At 54.9% G+C, this 24258-nt stretch carries 18 protein-coding genes; 15 read left to right on the top strand and 3 right to left on the bottom strand.

Annotated elements, in window-relative coordinates:
* Positions 1-18: 18 nt before the first annotated feature.
* Entirely contained in the window at positions 19-1071 is a 1053-nt protein-coding gene (locus ISF27_RS05515; protein WP_194609981.1) for an electron transfer flavoprotein subunit alpha/FixB family protein, read from the top strand.
* A gap of 540 nt (positions 1072-1611) precedes the next feature.
* The gene (locus ISF27_RS13505; protein WP_328701520.1) at positions 1612-3384 is read left to right on the top strand and encodes a hypothetical protein; all 1773 of its coding nucleotides are present in this window, start codon (positions 1612-1614) and stop codon (positions 3382-3384) included.
* 196 nt (positions 3385-3580) lie between these two features.
* Here ISF27_RS13505 and ISF27_RS05525 read toward each other — a convergent pair whose 3' ends face one another.
* Complete coding sequence (locus ISF27_RS05525; protein ID WP_194609983.1) at positions 3581-4483, bottom strand: hypothetical protein; 903 nt, start codon at positions 4481-4483, stop codon at positions 3581-3583.
* Between the two features lie 299 nt (positions 4484-4782).
* Here ISF27_RS05525 and ISF27_RS05530 point away from each other — a divergent pair, with 299 nt between their 5' ends.
* Positions 4783-6063 carry an SLC13 family permease gene (locus ISF27_RS05530; protein WP_194609986.1) on the top strand — a complete coding sequence of 427 codons (1281 nt, stop codon included), beginning with the start codon at positions 4783-4785 and terminating at the stop codon, positions 6061-6063.
* A 76-nt stretch (positions 6064-6139) separates the two neighbouring features.
* Positions 6140-7582, top strand: a complete 1443-nt coding sequence (locus ISF27_RS05535; protein WP_194609988.1) for an amidohydrolase — start codon at positions 6140-6142, stop codon at positions 7580-7582.
* A 270-nt stretch (positions 7583-7852) separates the two neighbouring features.
* Here ISF27_RS05535 and ymfI read toward each other — a convergent pair whose 3' ends face one another.
* Entirely contained in the window at positions 7853-8587 is a 735-nt protein-coding gene (ymfI, locus tag ISF27_RS05540) for an elongation factor P 5-aminopentanone reductase (RefSeq protein WP_194609990.1), read from the bottom strand.
* A 306-nt stretch (positions 8588-8893) separates the two neighbouring features.
* Between ymfI and ISF27_RS05545 the strand changes: the two genes are divergently transcribed.
* Together ISF27_RS05545 and hpf are read left to right on the top strand one after the other, a co-directional pair.
* Positions 8894-10420, top strand: a complete 1527-nt coding sequence (locus ISF27_RS05545; protein WP_194609991.1) for a C40 family peptidase — start codon at positions 8894-8896, stop codon at positions 10418-10420.
* A 654-nt stretch (positions 10421-11074) separates the two neighbouring features.
* On the top strand, positions 11075-11602 hold the full coding sequence (gene hpf / locus ISF27_RS05550) for a ribosome hibernation-promoting factor, HPF/YfiA family (RefSeq protein WP_194609993.1): 528 nt from the start codon (positions 11075-11077) through the stop codon (positions 11600-11602).
* Between the two features lie 88 nt (positions 11603-11690).
* Here hpf and ISF27_RS05555 read toward each other — a convergent pair whose 3' ends face one another.
* Entirely contained in the window at positions 11691-12347 is a 657-nt protein-coding gene (locus ISF27_RS05555) for a Crp/Fnr family transcriptional regulator (RefSeq protein WP_194609995.1), read from the bottom strand.
* A 184-nt stretch (positions 12348-12531) separates the two neighbouring features.
* Here ISF27_RS05555 and ISF27_RS05560 point away from each other — a divergent pair, with 184 nt between their 5' ends.
* From ISF27_RS05560 to ISF27_RS05600, 9 genes are all read left to right on the top strand, one after another.
* Positions 12532-14460: an acyl-CoA dehydrogenase family protein gene (locus tag ISF27_RS05560; RefSeq protein WP_194609997.1), complete on the top strand. Its 1929-nt coding sequence runs from the start codon at positions 12532-12534 to the stop codon at positions 14458-14460.
* A 147-nt stretch (positions 14461-14607) separates the two neighbouring features.
* Positions 14608-15840 (top strand): FprA family A-type flavoprotein, encoded by a 1233-nt coding sequence (locus tag ISF27_RS05565; protein ID WP_194610000.1) that lies wholly within the window; start codon positions 14608-14610, stop codon positions 15838-15840.
* Positions 15841-16386: 546 nt separating this feature from the next.
* Entirely contained in the window at positions 16387-19056 is a 2670-nt protein-coding gene (secA, locus tag ISF27_RS05570) for a preprotein translocase subunit SecA (RefSeq protein WP_194610002.1), read from the top strand.
* Positions 19057-19205: 149 nt separating this feature from the next.
* A protein-coding gene (gene prfB, locus ISF27_RS05575) for a peptide chain release factor 2 (RefSeq protein WP_194610004.1) occupies positions 19206-20334 on the top strand; the annotation gives its coding sequence in 2 pieces (ribosomal slippage) (positions 19206-19289 and positions 19291-20334; 1128 coding nt in all).
* Between the two features lie 19 nt (positions 20335-20353).
* A complete protein-coding gene (locus ISF27_RS05580) occupies positions 20354-21565 on the top strand; it encodes a homoserine dehydrogenase (RefSeq protein WP_194610006.1) in 1212 nt (403 codons plus the stop codon).
* Between the two features lie 14 nt (positions 21566-21579).
* Entirely contained in the window at positions 21580-22041 is a 462-nt protein-coding gene (gene tsaE, locus ISF27_RS05585) for a tRNA (adenosine(37)-N6)-threonylcarbamoyltransferase complex ATPase subunit type 1 TsaE (RefSeq protein ID WP_194610008.1), read from the top strand.
* Positions 22022-22768, top strand: coding sequence for a tRNA (adenosine(37)-N6)-threonylcarbamoyltransferase complex dimerization subunit type 1 TsaB (tsaB, locus tag ISF27_RS05590; RefSeq protein WP_194610010.1), 747 nt, complete (start codon positions 22022-22024; stop codon positions 22766-22768). Before tsaE ends, tsaB begins: the two co-directional genes overlap by 20 nt.
* Before the next feature lie 106 nt (positions 22769-22874).
* A complete protein-coding gene (gene rimI / locus ISF27_RS05595; RefSeq protein WP_194610012.1) occupies positions 22875-23318 on the top strand; it encodes a ribosomal protein S18-alanine N-acetyltransferase in 444 nt (147 codons plus the stop codon).
* Positions 23319-23324: 6 nt separating this feature from the next.
* Positions 23325-24248, top strand: coding sequence for a ribonuclease Z (locus ISF27_RS05600; protein WP_194610014.1), 924 nt, complete (start codon positions 23325-23327; stop codon positions 24246-24248).
* The last annotated feature ends 10 nt before the right edge of the window (positions 24249-24258 follow it).

Consider the following 24258-nt stretch of genomic DNA (forward strand, 5'->3'; position numbering starts at 1 on the left):
AAAGAGTGGTGAATAAGAATGGATATCAAAGAATATAAGGGCGTATTTGTATTCGCGCAGCAGGTGGACAACAAACTGAGCAATATCGCGTTCGAGCTTGTCGGCAAGGGCAAGTCCCTGGCAAATGATCTCGGCGAGACGGTTACGGCTGTCCTTGTCGGCTATCAGGTAAAGGATCTTGCGGACCAGCTCGCTGAGTACGGCGCGGACAAGGTTATCGTTGTCGATGATCCGGAACTCAAGGAGTACAGGACTGAGCCGTACACGCACGCGCTTTCCGAAGTGATCAACAAGTATAAGCCGGAAATCTTCCTGATCGGCGCTACCGCGATCGGCCGTGACCTTGGCCCGAGAGTATGCGCGAGAATCCACACCGGACTTACCGCAGACTGCACGAAGCTCGATATCGGCGACTTCCCGCTGCAGGCCGTTCCGGGACAGGAGCAGCTGCACAATCAGCTGCTGATGACCCGTCCGGCATTCGGCGGCAACACCATCGCGACCATCGCCTGCCCGCAGTTCCGTCCGCAGATGGCTACGGTTCGTCCGGGCGTTATGCAGAAGAACCCGAAGCAGCCTGGTCGCAAGTGCGAGGTTGAGGAGTTCAATCCGGGATTCGTTCCGAACGACCTCTATGTTGAGATTCTTGACGTTGTCAAGAAGGTTGAGAACACCGTAGATATTCAGGATGCGAAGATCCTGGTTTCCGGCGGCCGTGGTGTCGGCAGCCCGGAGAACTTCAAGATCCTGGACGATCTTGCCGAGGCAATCGGCGGAACTGTTTCCTGCTCCCGTGCCGTTGTTGACGCGGGCTGGAAGCCGAAGGATCTGCAGGTAGGCCAGACCGGTAAGACGGTCCGCCCGAAGGTATATTTCGCCATCGGTATCTCCGGCGCCATCCAGCATCTTGCCGGCATGGAGGAGTCCGACCTGATCATCGCGATCAACAAGGATGATTCCGCGCCGATCTTCGACGTTGCGGATTACGGCCTTGTCGGCGACCTGAACAAGATCGTTCCGCTTCTGACCGAGAAGATCAAGGAAGCTAAGGCGAAGGCAAACCAGAACTAATTCTTCCGGCCTGTCCGGCACATGTCTTACCTGATGGAGCTTCGTCAGTTGGGGCGTTCCGGGCAGGAGCCTGCGTTCAGAAAAAATTAACGGCAGAGAGCCGGTACCTCTGGTCATGCAGTCAGTGGCTTCGCGGGTATCCTCTCCGCTGGGGGATAAAGAGCAGCAGCTTTGGGCGAGCGCCCAGGGCGGCTGCTCTTTTCACATTGCAGGAATATTGGAAGCGAGTGGCGGGTATTTGCTTCCGCCAGCTGCAAAAATTATGTTAAAATGTCGTAAAAATATGTATGACTCTTGCCTGCATGATGAATATAGTGATATATTTAATAGGTACAGGCAATAAATTGATTCTTTAGTCAGAAGTGGTTAGTTGACATAAAGTGATAACTCGAAGGGGAAGTTTATCTGCTTCTGGCCGAAAAATTTCAAATTGAGGGGAGGCATGCAATCCCGGCTCACCGCCGGAAAGAGGGCAAATGCATGCCTGTATGAAACAAAACATTCTGCCTGCTTTCTGACTCGCGGGGGCAGGGGCGCACTATGAAAAAAGAATATTGGGGAAAAGGTGTCCGAAGGACAGCGGCATGGACGCTGGCACTGGCGACGGCATTTTCTCTGCTGTCACCGGGTGGGGTAATCACCTCGCTGGCTGAGGGGACAGAGGTATCGTCTGCGGATGCATTGATGAAGGCGCTTGAGAGTGGTGGTGAGATCAGCCTGGACGCTGATATCAGCGTGGATGATATAGGCACGATCGAAAAAGATACGACGATCGATCTGAATCAGCACGAGCTGAGCCTCGGCGCGAAGACTTGTTTCATCAATGGTGGTGCCGATGTGACTTTCAAGAACGGGAAGGTCATAACGAGTAATGACAAGGCTTTAGTCGTGACAGCGGCGATCCGGGTTAACCCGAATAGTAAACTCAACCTCAATAACATCACCATGGATACCTGGGGTGCTGGTGTTTTTGCTGTGGGGAAGGCAAATGTCCAGATTGATCATTCGAAGATTGATTCCGGGACATACGCTGTGACGACAAACGCAGCAAGTCCAGATAACTATGGCGTCAATGTTACGATCAATGATTCTGAGCTGTCTACAAGATATAAGGACTCGAGTCCTGTTTTGATCAATGTTCCAGGCAGTCTGAAAATGGACGGCTGCACGATTGTCGGCCACCGGCAGAGCGTGATTGTCCGCTGTGGCGATGCCGAGATCACTGACTGCACCATCACAAATGACGGTCTGTTTGGACAAAAAGAAGCTTATCTCAACGGCGACTGGCAAACTGGTAATGAGGTACCTTCGGCAGCTCTCGTCGTTGGAAATCATAATCAGGGTACGGGTTATAACCACGAGGCCTCTGTTGTCCTGACGAATACAAAGATCACGTCGAATACGGATACGGTTCCTGCAATCTACATGGACAGTGTGCATAACCAGGAAACATTCCCGGTAAGCCTTTCGATTGACGGCGAGAAGACAGATGTTGAGGGCAACCTTGCCATCAAGGGTGAGGATACCACGCTTAAGATCGCCGCGGGCCATTTTAGTGACGAGGTAAGCGACACGTATCTCGCCACGGGCAAGAAAGTGATTCGGAAAGGATCAGAGAACGTGGTTGTTGATTCTTCCTATGCTACCGATGCGGATCTTCCGAAGGCGACGGAAAGCGATCTCTCGAAGGCTAGCGATGCGGATCTTCCGGATACTCAGCCGGATAAGCCGCTCATCAATGACCTTCCGGCATCGCATCATCACGACCGTGACCGCAGCTTCTCCTCTTCGAGGAATGTCAATTCGACGATTTCCGGCCGCTGGGAGAATTATGATCCGGCAAACCACACCTGGCATTTCATCAATTCGGCCGGACAGATGGTGAAGAACGTATGGGCCAAGATCAGCGCGACGGCGAATGGCGTCAGCAGATCGCTGTACTACCATTTTGACAGCGACGGCAATATGCAGACCGGATGGTTTATGGATCAGGGCACAGGAAAGTGGTATTACCTGTCCAAGGAGCATGACGGCTGGTTTGGCTCGATGCAGACCGGATGGCATTATGACAAAGAGGATGGCCGCTGGTATTATCTGGATGCCAACGGCGCGATGCAGACCGGATGGCAGAAGGTTGACGGAAAATGGTATTATCTGACCCCGTTCAACGCAGCACCGACCTGGTCCTATGACGGGACAGAGAAGGCCTGGAAATACACCAATACCAAGGGGCGTCCGTTAGGCTCCATGTATCAGGGTGAGCAGACGCCGGACGGTTATACGGTGGACGGCAGCGGTGCATGGCAGAACTGATCTCGGACAGGGACAATCCTATAGAAACATTTCACCCGCAAAAGGCGGCCGGCTGATTTCAGCCGGCTGCCTTTCATCTTATGGACTTTAGTTTGTTTCGCTCGGACTCGTATTTCCCAACGGAAATACAAGCCCGAGCGAAACAAAAAACCACCCGCTATGCGGGTGGAGTCATTTGCCTGAATGAAGTTCAGGTTTATAAATTTATCTTAAATATTGTAATGGGCCTGCCTCGCGGATTCAAACGTTGTTTGCCAACACAAGAGGCAAGGCCATGCTCAGACATACGATTTAATAAGCGGATTGCTGTGCGAGTTGATATGCCCAGAAGTTCACTGATTGTCTGGGATGTGTATTCTTCTATTCCTGTAGATTGGATGCTGCGACGTATTTTTTCAATGTATAGGGGCGTTATCCCGGGCGATACATCCTCAAACGAAGATCTTTCAGCTGCTTTCCGTGATGTGACATCATTATTATGCTGTCGGTTGACTGACACAAGAAGCTTCATAAATGCTTCTAACATGGTTTGCGGAGATGCGGATATAAATTCATGTCTTATTCCATTTTCTTGTAGAAAATCATGCATGCTGCTTAGGCGGGTGATCAGTAGATCAATCTCACCAGATTTCCAGAGTTTAAGATAATATTCTTTTAAAGGATAATACCAGTCTTGCGCAGTAAGCCCTCTGAAGTTAATAGGAGCATTGCCTGTTTGAGGCATTTTTTCGGGTGGAAATATTGCATCAAAGTCAATTTCAATTTCTGGACTTGACTCGAAATACACTCGTGAAAAATCTATTTCTGGGTGATTTACTGCAATACGGGCAATTAACTTATAGTAATCACGATCATAAACACTGATGTAACGATAGGGTATTGACGGCTCTCCGAAGTGCTGCTTGATTACATGATATGGAAATGAGCCTGAAAACAAAATTCCATCAAAGAGAGAGACGTTTTGTTCATAGAGGAACAATAAATGTTCTGGAGAAGAATATGGGAGATAGGTAATATTTGCATATTTTCTCATAGTTTTATCTACTTGCATCAGGAGATGAAAATTTTTTTCTGTGGTAAAAATACCAATGCTATTCATATATATCCTTTCAAAAGCGATCGCGCATCATTACTGTAAATATAGCACGATCAGAAATATGTGCCAATAATTCAAAGAATAAAAGACATTAAAAAGACAATATTCAAATTAAAGACACGGAATAAAAATTCGCGAAATCACTAAATACGTGCTGATAATTTCGTATAATAAGGCAATTGAATGAGGCGAATGTGAATACTATAATTAGGTCATGTCAAATGCCTCATGGCGAATCTGTATAGAGTCGCTATAAAGACATTAAAAGACAAAAAAAACGACATGAAATGAGGGGGTACATGATGGCAACAACAACCTTGTGTCTTGCTGTGTTTGCCGCAATGGTATTTTTGTTTTTTTTGAACAAATTTCCAATGTGGGCAACAGCAATGGGATGCGCATTGATTTTGGTGGTTACAGGCTGCATTGATGGAAAATCAGCATTGGCTTCATTTGGAAGCTCTACGGTCATCACAATGGCTTCAATGTTTGTGGTAGCAGCTGGATTGAGCCGGACACAGATGGTCAATCACATTTCAAGATTGCTTTTAAAAGTGACAGGCGGATCATTTACAAAAGTTTTGGCAGCATATGTCTTGATCACGGTTCTCCTAGGACAATTTGTCCCGTCTATTGTGGCATTGTTCGCCCTGGTATATCCATTGGCCAATTCAATGTGCAAGGAAATGCATATTAGTCCTTCTAAGATGATGTACCCCCTTGCCATTGCTTCAGTATCTTGTTCGTTTATTATTGAACCGATCGGACCGTATGCGGCATGGTATGTAACCTTAAACGGATATCTGGAAAACTATGGTTGGACAGCAAGCAAACTTACTATATGGTCTGAAACTGCAGTTCTTCTACCGGTTGGTATCATGACAATGCTCCTGGCAATTTTTGTAGTGCCAAAGTTCCTTCCGGAAAAACCGGATATGGATATCGTCTCCATTTCTGATAGGGAGATAAAGCAGAAAGAGCCACTGTCGCCAATCAGGGAATTTCTTGGATATGCAGTCTTTATCGCGGTCATTATTGGTCTGATGGCTGAACTTCCTTCATGGCAGGTGACTACAGCTGGAGCAGTGATTTTGGTTATTGCCGGGGTTTTGAGTGGAAGAGAGGCAATCGAAAACCTCAATATGGATACCATCATTCTTTATGTGGGTGTTGTTATCATGGGCAATGCCCTTGGCAATACCGGCGCAGCTGAATCTATTGGGAATGGTCTTGCCTCTGTGTTAGGACAGATAGGGAATGGTTATGTGATTGGATTTGCCATTTATGTGGTGGCATATTTAATGACATCGTTCTTGTATAACAGGGCTGTGACGACAGTGCTTCAGCCACTTGTTATTATGACATGCGCAAATATGGGATGTGATCCAAGAGGACCGATGATACTGTGCTCTCTTGCATCGATGTCCTCTCTGATTACGCCGATGTCCACTGCAGTAGTTCCAATGGCTATGAGCGTGGGCGGATATAATCAGAAATCTATTCTGAAGGCAGGATGGGTCACTGGCCTGCTCAGAGGCATAGTAGGTGCATTGATTGCAATGACGATCTTCCCGGCGTTTTAAATTTAGATGAAAATGCTATGTTGCTGAAAATTTTGGCAATGTAGCATTTTTCAGATAAAGAGAAGGGAGAACTGACATGATGGATAAACAGACGGCTATCGGGGTAATCGATAAGTATAAAAAGCAACTTGAACAGGTTAGCGATGCTTTGTGGGATCATCCGGAATTAGGCTATGAGGAACATTTTGCCAAAGATTTGTATTGTCATCTCTTAAGAAAAGAAGGATTTCGAGTAGAAGATAACTTGGCAGGGATTCCAACAGCATTTTCCGGCACCTATGGAAGCGGGCGGCCGATTATAGGGGTTCTTGCAGAGTATGATGCCCTTCCGAATCTGAGCCAAAAAGCGGGATATATATATCAAGAGCCAGAACAAGTTGGTGGCAATGGGCATGGTTGTGGCCACAATCTTCTTGGTGCAGGCTCCCTTGGTGCTGTCCTTGCGATAAAAGAATTCATAAAACAGAACAGCAAAGGAACCGTTGTTTTTTTGGGATGCCCTGCTGAAGAAAATGGATCAGGAAAGAGTTTTATGACGCGCGCCGGAGTCTTTGCTGACCTGGATATTGCACTTACCTGGCATCCAGGCGATGCATATAGTGTTAACAATGGCAGCACGAATGCGAACTATAAGGTAATTTATAAGTTTGAAGGAAAAAGCGCACATGCAGCAATTTCCCCGGAGCTCGGGAGAAGTGCGCTGGATGCCGTAGAACTTATGAATGTGGGCGTTCAGTTTTTAAGAGAGCATATTTCAACGAGTTGTCGTATTCATTATGCCATTACGGATGCCGGCGGTACTGCCCCTAATGTTGTGCAATCACATTCCGAAGTTGTTTATTTAATGAGAGCACCAAGATTAGAATTGCTGAATGACTTGAAATCAAGAGTCGATGATATTTCCATGGGCGCAGCGTTGATGACAGGAACAACTGTGAGCCAGGTTTTCGTTAAGGCCTGCGCAAATATTGTTGTCAATGCGGAGTTATCACAACTGCTTCAGAAAAATATGGAAGAGATCGGATCAGCTAATTATTCGTCAGAAGACAACGAATTGGCAGCTGAATTAAAGAAAACCATATCCAATCCGGATGGTTATTATGTAAAACTGGCAGATAAAGTTTGTGATAACGATAAAAGAAAGTCCCTATTGGAGCATGCCAACGATCCGATTCATAGTGAAATTTTTCCGCTTATGAAAGAGGAGGATTCCGTGGTATCTTCCGATGTCGGTGATGTCAGTTGGGTCTGCCCAGTTGGACAGGTATATACGGCTACTATGGCTGCGGGGACGCCAATCCATTCCTGGCAGGAAGTGTCAGTTGGAAAAAGTAGGATGGCACATAAGGGAATGATACAGGCAGCAAAAATTCTCGCAGGTGCTGCCATTGATGTTATTTTAAATCCTGACATTGCGAAAAGAGCACAGGAAGAACTTTCCATTCGAACAAAAGGAACTCCCTTTGTATCTCCTATTCCGGATAATATTCACCCTGCAATACCGACGAGAAAGTCCTGAATGAGGAAAAAGTGGCTCATTGGCCGGGTAAATGTGAACTTCATTTGAACAAGTTGTGATAAAACCAGCGGATTTGCCTCTTTTTCTAAGAGAAGAAGGGTAATTGTATATGTGGTCGTCGATCAGAGGCAGGATTATTTGAATAGTATTCTTGGCTATGAAGATATAACGGGACCAGTCAAATGGAAAGCCAGGCTTTCGCGGCAGGTTAAACAATGCCGCGGAGGCCTGGTTTTTTGTGCGCAAGGAAAACCGCATTGCCCGGGGCGCTTAGAACCATCCGCCGTCCAGGCCGATGATCTGCCCGGTCAGGTATTCGGTCTCGGTGCCCAGGTGATAGGCGAGCTCCGCTACTTCCTCGGCATGGCCGAGACGCCCCATCGGGATCTCGTCCGCAAGGGCGATCAGATCCTCATTTTTCAGGATATAATTCATCTCGGTGTCGATCGCGCCGCAGGCGATCGCATTGACCTGGATGTTGCTCGGGGCGAGCTCTTTGGCCAGCGCCTTGGTGAAGGCGTTGATGCCGCCCTTCGTCGCCGAGTAGGCGACCTCGCAGGAAGCGCCGCGGGAACCCCAGACGGAGGAAATGTTGATGATGCGCCCGCTCTTTTTCCGCACCATGTCGGGAATCGCGAGCCGGCAGCAGTTGAAGACGGAGGTCAGGTTCGTCCGGATGACCCGGTCCCAGGCGTCCGGGGTCATGTCCTGGAGGAGGCCGAGATAAGCGATGCCGGCATTGTTGATCACGACGTCCACGGAGCCGAAGGTGTCCCGAATGCGGCCGAATAATTTCTCACAGGTTTTGTAATCCCCCGCGTCGCCGACGAAGGTCATGCAGTCGACCTGCTGATCCTCGATCTCCAGCATGGTTTCCATCAGCTGCTGCTGGCGGTGAATACAGGTGATTGCGCAGTTCCAGCCCATTTTGGCATAGTAGAGGGCAATGGCGTGGCCGATCCCGCGGGAGGCGCCGGTGACAAGTACAGTTTTGCGTTCAGGCATAAATCGTCACTCCTTTTTGGCTGAGAATCTTAAACTGTCAGGACAATTATACCATAGATTTCGTGTAACAATTCGTTTACAAAATTGTAAGATTCTCCGGGCGGTTTTTGGCGTACAATGGGGAGGAACACATTGGAGAAACGTGCCGGTTGTGCTATAATAAGTCACAGTTTTGCACGAAATTTGAGCAGTTTATCATGGCAGAGAGAAAGCGTCCCGGAGCGGCGGAAGGCAGTCGCTGCGGCTTCGGCGGGGAAAATGGGCAGTCCCATTTCCCGATAGATCAAAAGGAAAAGGAGCTGACGGATGAAGAAAGTTCTGAAAGTAGTGATGGCGACCGCCCTGATTATGTCTGTGACACCGACGATGCTGGTGCCCTACGCGGCAGTTCAGCAGGTGCCGGTGAGAGCGGAGACAGAGGCGGACGGCTCGTCCATGACTTCGGCTCAGAAGATTGCACCAATATCGGTCTCCACGGGGGACAGCAGGGAGACAGCTGCTGGCGCATCCTCCGGGACGACGACGGAACAGAAGGCAGAATCGAAGGAGACCATAGCGGCAAAGGCGGAATCCGCAGAGGCGGCGAAATCCACAGAAGCAGCCGCGGAAAAATCCACGACGGCAGCCGCGCAGAAGAAGACGGCAGCACAGGTGGAATCCCCGTCAATGGCGGAAGAGTCGTCCGCGGCATCAGCCAAGTCATCGGCCGCTTCGTCCCAGCCAGCCTCCGGGAAGAAGACGGAGTCGGAGATCGTCTCCGCGGCGGCAAAGTCAGATTATGATAACATTGCCATTTCCCAGGTGTCCGGCTATGTCAATGTCCGGTCGGCGGCGAACACCAGCAGTTCGGTTGTGGGCAAGCTTTACAACAATGCGGCTGCGGATATCGTTGGCAAGGTCAACGGCGAGGACGGCGAGTGGTATCAGATCAAGTCCGGCAACGTGAACGGCTACACCAAGGCGGAATATTTCATCACGGGAAGCGAGGCGGCGAAAAAGGCCAGCCAGATCGGCACGAACGTGGCGAAGGTTTCCGTGAGCACGAAGCTCAATCTCCGCTCCGAGGCAAATACCACGAGCACGGTTCTCGATTCGCTCGATCCGGGCAGCGAGTATGAGGTGGTCGGCGAGGACAATGGCTTCTATAAAATCCAGGTGGACAATGACCTTACCGGATATGTTTCGAAGGACTATATCACACTTTCCACAAGATTTAAGACGGCGCTGACGAACAGCGAGGACCAGAAAGCGGCAGACAGCGCGGCGAAACGTGAGCAGGCCGCAAAGGCGGCGATCTCCACGCTGAACGATGCGCATGAGGAATCCCGCGCGGCGGAGACCAGCGCGGCTGCCGAGACGACAAAGGCGGAGGCCGGCACGGCGGCGGAGACGAAATCTTCCTCCAAGTCCACGGTATCCGGGCCGGGGAGCAAGAAGTCCACATCCTCCGTGGGCGAGAAGGTTGCGTCAGCGACCCGCAGCGCGATCGTGGCTTACGCGAAGCAGTTCCTGGGAAATCCATACGTCTACGGCGGAACCAGCCTGACCGAGGGTTGTGACTGCTCCGGATTCACCCAGCAGATTTACAAGCATTTCGGCATCACGACCGGCCGGAGCTCCCGCGACCAGGCGGAGAAGGGGCAGGACGTCGATATCGACAATATTCAGCCCGGAGACCTGCTGTTCTACTCGAACGGCAACTCGATCAACCATGTCGCGATGTATATCGGGAACGGCCAGATCATTCATTCCAGCACACCGAAGTCCGGGATCAAGATTTCCAGCTATGATTACCGCACACCGGTGAAGGCGGTCACCTTCCTGAAAAAATAACGGAACTAACCGGAACCCCTGATCCCACGAACTTGTGTTTCGCGGGATCAGGGGTTTCGGACGTTTATGGCGGCTGGCTATATCCCGGCGATACCCGCACAGGGCTGCCACCTGTCCACAGATAGTGGATGGGCGGCAGCCCTGTTTGCTGTCAGCACATGCGGGAGGGAGGGCTTGAACAGTTGCGTTATTGTCCTATTGTCGGGATAATCATTATCGCGTCAGAATTTCCCCGGAGGCTAAATTTGGCGAATTATACAAAAAATATGTTCACTTCCCGGGTTATCCACATTATCCACAGAAAAAGTCTGTTCGAGTGTGGATAAGTTATCCACCGCGCCGATGGCGGAAAGACGGCGATTTCCCTTTATCCCCAAAGTTATCCACATTTTCCACATTTTCCGGGGATAAACACCGGAAAAAATGAAGGTTCTTAAATAATTGTAAACATTTCCTAAAAATGCGGCCGGGAGGGGAAATCTTCCGTTTAAGGCTTGACTTTCCGGGGACAGGCCGGATAGCAGAAAGCTTTCCTGAAAACCTGAATTTGATGCAAATATTGCGACAACTTTGCGAAAACATTGCCTTTTTCCACTACAAATGCTATACTGTAGTCACCGGTAAGGCCACTATAAAAGCAAAGGAGAGATGTCTATGCGTTATAACATCACAGGGAAGAACATCAATATTACTCCAGGACTTAAGGCTGACGTGATCAAGAAGATCGGCAAGCTTGAGAGGTATTTCAACGCCGATACTGAGGCAAATATCACTTTGAGTGTTGACAAGAACCGGCAGAAGATCGAGGTGACGATCCCGGTCCGGGGAACCATCATCCGCGCGGAGCAGGTCAGCGACGACATGTATGTTTCCATAGATCTCGTGGAGGAGATCATTGAGCGCCAGCTCAAGAAGTATAAGACGAAGATTGTTGACAAGAAGCAGAACGCGGTGGCATTTTCTGATCTCTTCATCAATGAGGAGGATGACGGCGAGGAGGAGATCCAGATCAAGAAAGTGAAGAAATTCGCGATCAAGCCGATGGATCCCGAGGAAGCCTGCGTGCAGATGGAGCTGCTCGGGCATAATTTCTTCGTCTTCCTGAACGCGGAGACCGACCAGGTGAATGTGGTTTATAAACGCAAGGGCAATACCTACGGGCTGATAGAGCCGGAATTCTGATTCCGGACAGGTATTATGAAGATCAGGGCGGGCGCCATCTCCGGGCGCCCGCCCTGATTTGATGCTGCGGGGGTGCGGTGCCCGGCCTTTATCCGCTTTCCAGGAGGCGGAAGGTGCGCCGCCCGCCCTCGAGGATGCCGTCCTCCTTCATCGCGCGGATTTCCCGCATCATCGCGGAGCGGTCCACGCCGAGATATTCGGCGAGGCTGCTCAGGCTCATCGGGATCTCGAAGCTGCCGTCCGCGGCGGCTGGCACGCCGTGACGGGCGTAGCGCAGGTACGAGAGGAGCTTTTCCCGCGTGGTGTGCTGGTTCAGTATGGAGAGGTGAAATGAGAGAACCTGGGTTTTCTGCGCGGCCATGACGAACAGGTTGCTGATCAGCTGCGTGTGGTGGGGACAGAGGCGGAAGCACGGCGTGGTGACGTGCTGGTAGTCCAGGTAAATGACCCGGCAGCCGGTCTCTGCCCTGACGAGATAGGTGCAGGAATCCAGGGGGAGGGAGAACATCTCGCCGAACACGTCGCCCTCCTCAATGCTCTCCAGGCGGAAGGAATTGCCCTCGGGGGTCAGCACGTCCAGCCGGGCGCGGCCCTCCGAGAGCACAGCGATCCGCGCCCCGGGATCCCCATCATAGGTGAGGATCGTGTCTCCCTTTCGGTAATTTTTTATATTCGGCTGGAAGCAGGGAACCATCTGCTGCAGCGATCCTAATGAAATATCATCCAGAAACCCCTTCTTTTTCATGATAACTCCCTTCATATTTCCGCAATTTAGCAAAAATATATCATAAAATGTGGTAAATGTCACATACGCCGCATTTTATTTCCGATATAGTAAATATAGAGAATACGAAAGACGAATGGCCGGCGGAGTTTTCTTCATTTTCCCGCTATGGCCCGAACATACGAAAAAGAAGGAGGTTAACCGAATGTTATTTCAGACAACACCGGCGCATGAGGAACTGCGCAGACAGATCCGCGAATTTGCGGAAAAGGAAATCGCCCCGAACGCATACCAGTGGGATAAGGAAGGCATTTTCCCGACGGAGGCCGTGAAGAAAATGGGGCAGAACGGATGGCTGGGGCTCCCCTATCCGAAGGAGTACGGCGGCGCCGGGCTTGATGTGCTTTCCTACGCGATTGCCGTTGAGGAGCTTTCCCGCGTGGACGGCGGCTGCGGTGTGATCTGTTCCGCGCACACCTCCCTCGGTTCCTATCCGATCGCGGCGTTCGGGACGGAAGAGCAGAAGAAGAAATACCTCACTCCGCTCGCGCGGGGGGAGAAGCTCGGCGCGTTCGGCCTGACAGAGGAGAATGCGGGCTCGGATGCCGGCGGGACGGAGACGACCGCGGTGGACAAGGGCGATTACTACCTGCTGAATGGCGGGAAGATTTTCATCACGAACGCCCCGGTCGCGGATATCTACGTCGTTTTCGCGGTCACCACGCCGGATATCGGCACCAGGGGGATCTCCGCCTTCATCGTGGAAAAAGGCTGGAAGGGATTCGACTTCGGCGTTCCCTACGAGAAGATGGGTATCCGCTCTTCCCACACCGCGGAGCTGATCTTTAATGATGTGAAGGTTCCGAAGGAGAACCTGCTCGGCAAGGAAGGTCAGGGCTTTAAGATCGCGATGTCCACGCTGGACGGCGGAAGAATCGGCATCGCCGCGCAGGCGCTCGGCATCGCCCAGGGAGCCTATGAGAAGGCCGTGGATTACGCGAAGGAGAGAGAGCAGTTCGGTGCCCCGATCGGCGTGCACCAGGGTGTCTCCTTCAAGCTCGCGGACATGGCGACCAAGCTCCGCGCGGCGAGATATCTGGTCTACTCCGCGGCAGAACTCAAGGAGAACCATGAGAATTACGGCATGGAGGCGGCGATGGCCAAAATGTACGCCTCCGACAGCGCGATCGAGATCACGAACGAGGCGCTGCAGATTTACGGCGGTTCCGGCTTCCTCAAGGGCGACCTGGTTGAGCGCGCGTACCGCGACGCGAAGATCACAACGATCTACGAGGGAACGAACGAGATCCAGCGCGTAGTCATCGCGGCCCATCTGCTGGGGAAGATCGGCAAGGCAAATGCCGGCGCGTCCAGGAGCGTGCCGAAGAAGCCTGCCCCGGTGACCGGAATCCGGCGGAACCGGATCTTCCGCGAGGGCGAGGCGAAAGACAGGGTTGCCGAGCTTGTGGCGGCGCTCAAGGCGGACGGCTACGACTTCACGGTCGGCATCCCCGCGGATACACCGATCACGGAGGCGGAGCGCGTGGTTTCCGCCGGGCGCGGGATCGGCAGCAGGGAAAATATGAAGCTGATCGAGAACCTGGCGGAGGCTGCCGGGGCGGCTATCGGCTCGTCCAGGCCGGTGGCGGAGACACTGCAGTACGTCCCGCTGAACCGCTATGTCGGGATGTCCGGCCAGAAATTCACCGGCAACCTGTATATCGCGTGCGGAATCTCGGGGGCGAAGCAGCACCTCAAGGGCATCCGTGACGCGTCCACCATCGTGGCGATCAATAAGAACGGCAACGCGCCGATTTTCCGCAACTGCGACTACGGCATTGTCGGGGATGTGAATGAGATTCTCCCGCTTCTCACAGAAGCGCTAGGAACCGGGAAGAAGGCTCCGGCACCGAAGATGGTCAAGATGAAGAGGCCGCTTCCGCCGAAGCCGGAACCGATCGGTCCGCGCTTCATCTGCTCGGGCTGCGCTTACGAGTATATTCCGGAGCTCGGCGACGAGGATTCCGACATCGCGCCCGGAACGCAGTTCAAGGATCTCCCGGACGACTGGGTATGCCCGGAGTGCGCGGAGCCGAAGGCGAACTTTATTGACGAGGCAACCAGGGGACTTTAAAGGATATGCGGCGGAACCTGCCGCTAGTGCGGAACATACGCGCCGCGCGGCGGGAGCTGCCAGGATAAAACATACATGCCGTGCGGCGGGAGCCGCCATCACAGAATTTGCCGTCAGGGCAAGAGCTTCCGAAAGGAGTGAAAATCTATGGTTAATGTCCGCAAAATTACCGAAGATATTACCTGGGTCGGCGCCAATGACCACAGGCTGAACCTTTTTGAGAATATTCATCCGATCCCGCAGGGGGTTTCCTACAACAGCTACCTTCTCCTCGATGAGAAGACGGTCCTGTTCGATACGGTGGACTGGTCCGCCTGCCGGCAGATGATCGAGAACATCCGGCATGTCCTTGCCGGGCGGCCGCTCGACTATCTCGTGATCAACCATCTGGAGCCCGACCACGCGGCCTGCATTGAGGAGATCCTCCTGATCTGGCCGGAGGTGGAATTATTTTCCACGGAGAAGGGCTTCATGCTGGCCAAGCAGTTCGGGTTCACCGTGGATAAGCAGGTCTGCCACACCGTGAAGGAGGGGGATACCTTCTCCTTCGGCAAACACACGGTCACCTTCATCGACGCCCCGATGGTTCACTGGCCGGAGGCGATGGTGACGCTGGATCTCACCGACGGGGTCCTGTTCTCCGCAGACGCGTTCGGCTCCTTTATCGCGAACGACGGCAAGATGTTCGCGGACGAGGTGGATTTCGACCGCGATTATCTCGATGAGGCGAGGCGCTATCTGACCAACATTGTCGGGAAATATGGCCCGCACGTCCAGTTCCTTCTCGGCAAGGCGGCGAAGGTGCTGGATAAGATCAAGATTATCGCGCCGCTGCACGGCCTCTGCTGGCGGAAGGACCTGATGTACTTCATCGACAAGTATGACCACTGGTCGAAGTACGTCCCGGAGGAGAAGGGCGTCATGATCGTCTACGCCTCCATGTACGGGAATACCGAATCTGCCGCGCAGGCGCTGGCTGGCCGGCTCTGCGAGAAGGGCATGACCAATGTGCACGTCTTTGATGTGTCCAACACGCATGTGTCATACCTGATTGCGAATGCGTTCAAGTATTCCCATATCGTTCTCGCGTCCGTGACCTACAACCTGAACATTTACCCGGTGATGTTTGACTTCCTGGATGAGATGCGCATGCTGCATGTCCAGAACCGCACCTGCGCGATCATCGAGAACGGTTCCTGGGCGATCAAGTCCGGCGACCTGATGCAGAAGTTTATCGAGGGGAACCTGAAAAATATGACCATCCTCAACGAGCGGCTGACGATCGCTTCCTCGGCGGGTGAGGAGAAGGACGGGGAACTCGACCGTCTGGCGCAGGCGATCGTCGATTCCATGGAGGAAGTGTCGACAGATACCCACTGAGCGGGCGAAAAGCACCCGAAGGTGCAGGCAGGCCGCCGGCGAAAGCCGGCCGGGAAAGACGCCGGGCAGGCAGGGCACGCCGCCGGCGGAACCGGCCGGGAAAGACGCCGGGCAGGCTGGACAGGCCGCCGGCGGAAGCCGGGAAGACAGCAGAAACGCTGCCGGCGCGCAAAAAAAGAAGAGGGAAGAGGGCATGTGCGGAAGGGCACATGCCCTTTTTCTGCGAGGTGCCTGTTCAAACCCCGCATCTCGCGAAGCCTTGCTTCGTTCGATGTGGGGGTGGCCGAGCACCTGCGCGCTTGGCCACCTGCGGGGGAAAGTCCGCAAAGCCGACCGCGAGCGGCCGGTTTGCGGGTTATCCCTCGCAGTATTGAACAGGGATCCCGGCTTGTCCGCAAGTTGTTAACTTTTTATGAAGCCGTTGAATCGGCCATGCGGTTGTGCTAGAATATCATAGCTTATAGCTGTCAGTATATTTTGAAAAAGGGCCGGGAAGGCCCGTTTTTCAATGCCGGGAGGATCCCCGGCAGGTATGGGAGATAACGGATGAATTTCGTAGAAAAACTGTTTGGCACACACAGTGATCACGAGCTGAAGCTGATCCAGCCGATTGTGGACCGGATTCTCGCACTCCAGCCGCAGATGCGGGCGATGAGCGACGAGGAGCTGAAGGCGCAGACGCCAAAGTTCAAGGAGCGGCTGGCCAACGGGGAGACGCTGGATGACCTGCTGCCGGAGGCATTTGCCACTGTCCGCGAGGCCGCGAAGCGTGTCCTCGGCATGGAGCACTATCCGGTACAGCTGATCGGCGGCATTGTCCTTCACCAGGGCAGAATCGCCGAGATGAAGACAGGCGAAGGAAAAACCCTTGTCTCCACCTGCCCGGCTTACCTGAACGCGCTCGCCGGAAAGGGCGTCTACATCGTCACGGTTAACGATTACCTGGCGAAGCGTGATGCTGAGTGGATGGGTGAGGTTCACCGTTTCCTCGGTCTCACGGTCGGTGTCGTCCTGAACCAGATGACGCCGGACGAGCGACGCGCCGCCTACAACTGCGATATCACGTATGTGACGAACAATGAGCTCGGCTTCGACTATCTGCGCGACAACATGGCCATTTACAAGGAGCAGCTCGTTCTCCGGAACCTCGACTACTGCATCATCGACGAGGTCGATTCGGTGCTGATTGATGAAGCCAGGACCCCGCTGATCATCTCCGGACAGAGCGGCAAGTCCACGAAGCTCTACGAGGTCTGCGACGTCCTCGCCCGCCAGCTGGTCCGCGGCGAGGAGTCCGCGGAATTCTCCAAGATGGCGGCCATCATGGGCGAGGAGATCACCGAGACCGGCGATTTCATCGTGAATGAGAAGGACAAGGTAGCCAACCTGACCGAGCAGGGTGTCCACAAGGTAGAGCAGTTCTTCAAGATCAAGAACCTGGCCGATCCGGAGAATATCGAGATCGAGCACAACATGAACCTCGCCCTCCGCGCGAATTACCTGATGTTCCGCGACAAGGACTATGTGGTCAAGGACAACGAGGTTCTGATCGTCGATGAGTTCACCGGGCGCATCATGCCGGGACGCCGCTATTCCGACGGCCTCCACCAGGCGATCGAGGCGAAGGAGCACGTCCAGGTGCGCCGGGAATCGAAGACACTGGCGACCATCACCTTCCAGAACTTCTTCAACAAGTTTGCCAAGAAGGCCGGTATGACCGGTACCGCGCAGACTGAGGAGAAGGAATTCCGGAACATCTACGGCATGGACGTCATCGTGATCCCGACCAACAAGCCGGTGATCCGTGTGGATCATGAGGACGCGGTCTACAAGACTAAGAAGGAAAAGTTCGAGGCCGTTGTCGAGGACGTGGTGGAGACCCACGAGAAGGGACAGCCCGTCCTGGTCGGCACCATCACGATCGAGACTTCCGAGCTGATTTCCAATATGCTGAAGAAGCGCGGCATTCCGCACAAGGTCCTGAACGCCAAGTATCATGAGCTGGAGGCGGAGATTGTCGCCGATGCCGGTGTCCACGGCGCGGTGACCATTGCCACCAACATGGCCGGCCGTGGTACTGATATCAAGCTGGACGAGGAGTCCAGAAAGCTCGGGGGCTTGAAGATCATCGGCACCGAGCGGCATGAGTCCCGCCGGATCGACAACCAGCTGCGCGGCCGAAGCGGCCGTCAGGGCGATCCGGGTGAGTCCCGCTTCTACATTTCCCTCGAGGATGATCTGATGCGCCTGTTCGGCTCCGAGCGCCTCATGAGCATGTTCAACGCCATGGGCGTCCCGGAGGGCGAACGGATCCAGCACAAGATGCTGAGCCGGGCGATTGAGAACGCGCAGAAGAAGATCGAGGAGAACAACTACGGCATCCGCGAGAACCTGTTCCGCTACGATGAAGTTATGAACGACCAGCGTGAGGCGATCTACGCGATCCGCCGCAGGGTGCTGAACGGCGAGAACATGCGCGACATGGTCATCCGCATGATCACCGAGATTGTGGAGAATGCGGTCGACATGTCGATCGCCGACGACCAGGGACCCGCAGAGTGGGACCTGGCGGAGCTCAATTCCCTGGTTCTTCCGATCATCCCGCTCGGCGCGATCCAGCTGACGGAAGACCAGCAGGATATGCGCAAGGAAGAGCTGAAGCACCTGCTGAAGGAGAAGGCGGTTAAGCTCTACGAGGCGAAGGAAGCGGAATTCCCGCAGATCGAGCAGCTCCGCGAGGTGGAGCGCGTTGTCCTCCTCCGTGTGATCGACGCCAAGTGGATGGATCATATCGATGATATGGATCAGCTCCGCCAGGGCATCGGCCTTCAGGCCTACGGCCAGAGAGACCCGCTGGTGGAATACAAGATGACCGGCTACCAGATGTTCAACGATATGCTCTCCTCCGTCCGTGAGGACACGGTCCGCGTCCTGATGCATGTCCGCGTGGAGCAGAAGGTGGAGAGGGAGCAGCAGGCGACCATCACCGGAACCAACCGTGATGAGAGCGCCATGCGTGCCCCGGTCCGCCGCAAGGTCAGGAAGATCTACCCGAATGACCCGTGCCCGTGCGGGAGCGGCAAGAAGTTTAAGCAGTGCCACGGCAAGATGGTCTATGACCTGATTGCCCAGGGGCAGCAGCCGACGCGGGAGGCGCTCCAGAAGGCGGCCGAGGCCGCCGCGGCGCAGAACCCGGCAAACCGCCAGGATGCCTGAAATTGCCGGCGGGCGCCCGATACTTCTTGCCGGGTGCCGGACATCCCGGACTTCCGCCGGAAATCCCGCCGGGAGCCTGTGAAGCATGACTTTATTAACCCCGCGGCAGAAATGCCGCTCTGCATGACGAAAGGTGGTGAACACTGAAGATGATCGATCCGATCGCTCTGGATGGATTTAAAAGTACGCTCCAGACGTACAACAAAACTTTAGTGGAAGTGAGGGATTCACTTTAACCTCGACAGTAAGGAAAAGCGAATCGCGGAATTAGACAAGATGATGGAGGAGCCGGGCTTCTGGGATGATCCCGACCGCTCCACCCGCTATGTACAGGAAAATAAAGGGCTGAAGGATACCCTTCAGCATTATCAGGATCTCGAGAAGCAACGCGACGATATCGAGCTGATGATCGAGATGGCTTACGACGAGGACGACGCTTCCGTGGTCGATGAGATCCGGGAGATGCTGGACACCTACGTCGAGGAGCTGGAGGAGGCGCGCATCACGACGCTTCTCTCCGGCGAGTACGACCACAACAGTGCCACGCTGAAGCTCAGCCCCGGCGCCGGCGGCACCGAGGCGATGGACTGGTGCAGCATGCTTTACCGCATGTACACCCGCTGGGCGGAGAAGCACGGCTTCCAGGTGGAGGTGCTGGATATCCTCGACGGCGATGAGGCGGGCCTCAAGTCCGTCACCCTGCAGATCGACGGGGAAAATGCCTACGGCCTCCTGAAATCGGAGAAGGGCGTGCACCGCCTGGTGCGCATTTCCCCCTTCAACGCGAACGCCAAGAGGCAGACCTCGTTCGTCTCCTGCGACGTGGAGCCGGTCTTCGAGGGCGACCTGGACGTGGAAATCCGCCCGGAGGATATCCGGATTGATACCTACCGCTCCAGCGGCGCCGGCGGTCAGCACATCAACAAGACCTCCTCGGCGATCCGGATCACGCACTTCCCGACGGGAATTGTCGTGACCTGCCAGAATGAGCGCTCCCAGTTCCAGAACAAGGACAAGGCGATGGAGATGCTGAAGGCCAAGCTGTACATGCTGAAGATGGAGGAGGACGAGGCGAAGCGGAATGCCATCCGCGGCGAGGTCAAGAAGATCGATTTCGGCAGCCAGATCCGCTCCTATGTCATGCAGCCGTACCAGCTGGTGAAGGACACCAGGACCGGCGCCGAGAACAGCAATGTGCAGGCGGTCATGGACGGCGATATTGACCTCTTTATCAGCGCCTATCTGAAGTGGATCAAACAGCCGGGGCAGGAAAACTGACCAGAAGAAAGGGGAAAACATGATTCAGGTTGCAGTGATGGGATTCGGCACCATCGGTTCCGGTGTGGCGGAGGTTATTGACATCAACAGGGAAGGCATTCTCAAAGCGACAGGCAGGGAACTTCATGTGAAATACATCCTGGACCTGAGAAATTTCCCGGGAAATAAATACGAGGACCGGATCGTCCACGATTTTGAGAAGATCGTGAGCGACCCGGAGATCCGCATCGTTGTGGAGACCATGGGCGGCGTCCATCCGGCCTACGACTTCACAAAAGCCTGCCTGGAGGCGGGCAAGCATGTGGTGACTTCCAACAAGGCGGTCGTGGAGGACTGTGGGACCGAGCTCCTCGAGATTGCCCGGAAGCATCATGTGAATTATCTCTTTGAGGCGTCGGTCGGCGGTGGCATCCCGCTGATCCGCCCGCTGACGGAGAGCCTCCGTGGGGAGAAGATCCTGGAGATCCAGGGAATCCTGAACGGGACGACCAATTACATCCTGTCGAAAATGAACCGGGAAGGCCAGACCTTTGAGGAGGCGCTTCGGACCGCACAGGAGCTCGGCTACGCGGAGAAGAATCCTGAGGCGGACGTCATGGGCCATGACACCTGCCGGAAGATCGTGATCCTCTCCATGCTGGCGACCGGGAAGGAAGCCAAGTACAGGGATGTTCACTGTGAGGGCATCACCGGCATCACACCGACGGATTTCGCCTACGCGAAAAAGCTCGGCATGGCGGTCAAGCTTGTGGGGACGAGCCGCATGGGCGGATCGCGCGCCGGCATCTTCGTATGCCCGATGCTGGTTCCCGCGGACTCCCCGCTCTATGCCGTGAACGATGTCTACAACGCGGTCATGGTCAACGGGCGGACGCTCGGGAAGGTGATGTTCTACGGCAGCGGCGCCGGAAAGCTTCCGACGGCCAATGCGGTGGTCAGCGACGTGGTGGAAATCCTGGGCCATCTGCAGGAAAATATGCCGTTCGGCTGGACTTCGGAGAAGCTTCCCCTGGCGGATTTCGAGGATCAGGAATTCCGGTATTTTGTCCGCTTCAAGGGACAGTACGGGAACCGGATCGAGGAGATCCGCGCGGCCTTTGACCCGGAGAAGGTGATCGAGCTTCCGGAGTATCCGGAGGAGTTCGCGATCCTCTCGGCGAAAATGTCCGAGGAGCGCTTCCAGAGAAAGCAGAAGGCCTTCGAGGGTGTTCTCCAGGTCATCCGCTGCTGACGCGGGGAGATGCCATGACGAGAGTATATGAGACGGAAAGCCCTGAGGAGACATTTGCCCTCGGGGAAATGTTCGGAAGGGCGGCGAAGCCGGGACAGGTGATCTGCCTTGACGGCGACCTCGGCGTCGGGAAGACGGTTTTCACCCAGGGCTTCGCGAAAGGGCTCGGGGTGAAGGATCCGGTCGTCAGCCCGACATTTACCATCGTCCATGAGTACACGGACGGGCGGATACCGCTTTACCACTTCGATGTCTACCGCATCGAGGATGTGGATGAGATGGAAGAGATCGGTTATGATGATTACTTTTTCGGCGGCGGTGTCTGCCTGATCGAGTGGGCGGAGAAGATCCGGGAGATTCTGCCCGGCGGGGTGCAGGTCGTCGCGATCGAGAAGAACCCGGAGAAGGGCTTTGACTACCGGAAAATCACAGCGGAAGGGTTTGAGAAGGCGGAGTATGAGGATTCTGGGAATTGAGAGCGCGGCGCTCACGGCATCGGTGGCGGTTGTCACGGACGGCGCCCTGACGGCGGAGTATACGCTGAACATGAAGAAGACGCACTCACAGACGCTTCTGCCGATGATTGACGGCATGATGAAAATGCTGGACATCGACATTTCCTCTGTCGACGCCATTGCAGTTTCCGGGGGCCCGGGGTCGTTCACCGGCCTCAGGATCGGCGCGGCGACCGCGAAGGGCATCGGGCTCGCGATGGAAATCCCGCTGGTCCATGTGCCCACGATTGACGCCATGGCGTATACGCTGTACGGCGCATCCGCGCTGATCTGCCCGATGCTGGATGCCCGCCGGCGCCAGGTCTATACCGGCCTCTACCGCTATGAGGACACCTTTACGGTGGTGGAACCGCAGCGGATGACCACGATCGACCGGCTGGCCGGGGAGCTGAACCGGCGGGGAGAGAAGGTGATCTTCCTCGGTGACGGGGTGGATACCTGCGGAGACGAGATCCGTGCGCGGATGACCGCGCCGTTTTCCTTTGCACCGGCCCCGTCAAACCGTCAGCGCGGCGCCGCGGTGGCAGCCCTTGGCGAGGTGATGTTCCGCGAGGGGAAGACGGTATCGGCGATGGAATTCGCCCCCGATTATCTGCGAAAGTCCCAGGCGGAGCGGGAGCGGGAGCTCGCCGAGGCGAGAGGCGAGATGGATAAGCTTGCCCGGGGGATTGTCGTCCGGGAGGATTGAGAAGCAGATCTGCACTTCGCCCGATGGGCTCGTCAAGTGCTCTGCGAAATTATGCGAAACCGGCTGCTTCGTGAGAATCGGCCGGTTTCTTTCGGAAGGATGGGCTATGGTCACTGTGCGCAGGGCCGGGATGGAGGATCTCCCGGCATTGAATCACCTGGAGACGGTCTGCTTTTCGCTGCCCTGGTCGGACAATACGCTCAGGGAGATGCTGGAGAGCCCGCTGGATACGGTCTGGGCGGCGGTGACGCCGAACCGCAGGACCGCCGCCTATCTGGACTACCGGGAGGTTGCCGGCGAGGGGGAACTGATGCGGGTCTGTGTGGATCCGGCTTTCCGCGGGCGGCATTTCGGCAGGATGATGGTGGAGACCATGCTCCGGGAGGCGAAACGCCGCGGGGTGACAGCGGTCACCCTGGAGGTCCGCGCCTCGAACGCGCCTGCGCTCCGCCTCTATGAAAACTGCGGCTTCCGCCGGGAGGCCGTCCGGAAGGATTACTATGACAGCCCGAAAGAGGACGCCATCATCATGTGGCGCAGGGAAGGATGATCAATTATGTTGGATATCTGCCTATTGGGGACAGGCGGCATGATGCCGCTCCCGAACCGCTGGCTGACGTCCCTCGCGCTCCGCTGCAACGGCAGCACGATGCTGATTGACTGCGGCGAGGGGACACAGATTGCGATGCACAAGAAGGGGTGGTCGCCGAAACCGGTGGACACGATCTGCTTCACCCACTATCATGCGGATCATATCAGCGGCCTTCCCGGCTTCCTGCTCTGGATGGCCAATTCCGACCGGACGGCGCCGGTGACCGTGATCGGGCCGAAAGGCCTTGCCCGGGTGGTCGGCGCGCTCAGGGTCATCGCGCCGGAGCTTCCATTTTCCCTCAATTTTGTGGAGCTGGAAAATCCGCGGGAACATTTTTCCCTGGGGCCGTATCTTCTGGATGCCTATAAGGTCAACCACCGGGTAACGTGCTACGGGTACGCGGTTTCTGTGCCCCGGATCGGCCGCTTTGACGCGGATCGGGCGAGGGCGCAGGGAATTCCGCTGAAATTCTGGAATCCCCTGCAGAAGGGGCAGACCATCCGCGACGGGGAGAACATCTATACCCCCGATATGGTGCTCGGCCCCGCCAGGAAGGGACTCAAGGTCGCCTACTGCACGGACACGCGGCCGGTGCCCGTTATCGCGGAGTACGCGGCGGACGCTGACCTCTTCATCTGCGAGGGGATGTACGGGGACCCCGAGAAGGCGGCGGATGCCCGGATCAAGAAGCACATGACCATGCAGGAGGGAGCCGGCCTTGCGGACAGGGCGAAGCCGCAGGAACTCTGGTTCACCCACTACAGCCCGTCGATGATCCATCCGGAGGACTACATCGACGGGATCCGGAAGATTTTTCCCGCGGCGAAGGCGGCGAAGGACGGCTGGACGAGAAGTCTGGATTTTGACGATGAAGGGGAAAATGCCTGATTTCCTATGC

Origin of the sequence: Clostridium vitabionis (assembly GCF_015351765.1) — a bacterium.
Taxonomy (GTDB): domain Bacteria; phylum Bacillota; class Clostridia; order Lachnospirales; family Lachnospiraceae; genus Clostridium_R; species Clostridium_R vitabionis.

Bases quoted from the DNA above. Each gene is read 5' to 3' on its own strand.
- ISF27_RS05525 (WP_194609983.1), bottom strand. From the start codon at position 4,483: ATGAATAGCATTGGTATTTTTACCACAGAAAAAAATTTTCATCTCCTG.
- tsaE (WP_194610008.1), top strand. From the start codon at position 21,580: ATGACGAGAGTATATGAGACGGAAAGCCCTGAGGAGACATTTGCCCTC.
- ISF27_RS05580 (WP_194610006.1), top strand. From the start codon at position 20,354: ATGATTCAGGTTGCAGTGATGGGATTCGGCACCATCGGTTCCGGTGTG.
- ISF27_RS13505 (WP_328701520.1), top strand. From the start codon at position 1,612: ATGAAAAAAGAATATTGGGGAAAAGGTGTCCGAAGGACAGCGGCATGG.
- tsaB (WP_194610010.1), top strand. From the start codon at position 22,022: ATGAGGATTCTGGGAATTGAGAGCGCGGCGCTCACGGCATCGGTGGCG.
- ISF27_RS05545 (WP_194609991.1), top strand. From the start codon at position 8,894: ATGAAGAAAGTTCTGAAAGTAGTGATGGCGACCGCCCTGATTATGTCT.
- rimI (WP_194610012.1), top strand. From the start codon at position 22,875: ATGGTCACTGTGCGCAGGGCCGGGATGGAGGATCTCCCGGCATTGAAT.
- secA (WP_194610002.1), top strand. From the start codon at position 16,387: ATGAATTTCGTAGAAAAACTGTTTGGCACACACAGTGATCACGAGCTG.
- ISF27_RS05565 (WP_194610000.1), top strand. From the start codon at position 14,608: ATGGTTAATGTCCGCAAAATTACCGAAGATATTACCTGGGTCGGCGCC.
- ISF27_RS05560 (WP_194609997.1), top strand. From the start codon at position 12,532: ATGTTATTTCAGACAACACCGGCGCATGAGGAACTGCGCAGACAGATC.
- ISF27_RS05535 (WP_194609988.1), top strand. From the start codon at position 6,140: ATGATGGATAAACAGACGGCTATCGGGGTAATCGATAAGTATAAAAAG.
- ymfI (WP_194609990.1), bottom strand. From the start codon at position 8,587: ATGCCTGAACGCAAAACTGTACTTGTCACCGGCGCCTCCCGCGGGATC.
- ISF27_RS05530 (WP_194609986.1), top strand. From the start codon at position 4,783: ATGGCAACAACAACCTTGTGTCTTGCTGTGTTTGCCGCAATGGTATTT.
- hpf (WP_194609993.1), top strand. From the start codon at position 11,075: ATGCGTTATAACATCACAGGGAAGAACATCAATATTACTCCAGGACTT.
- ISF27_RS05515 (WP_194609981.1), top strand. From the start codon at position 19: ATGGATATCAAAGAATATAAGGGCGTATTTGTATTCGCGCAGCAGGTG.
- ISF27_RS05555 (WP_194609995.1), bottom strand. From the start codon at position 12,347: ATGAAAAAGAAGGGGTTTCTGGATGATATTTCATTAGGATCGCTGCAG.
- ISF27_RS05600 (WP_194610014.1), top strand. From the start codon at position 23,325: ATGTTGGATATCTGCCTATTGGGGACAGGCGGCATGATGCCGCTCCCG.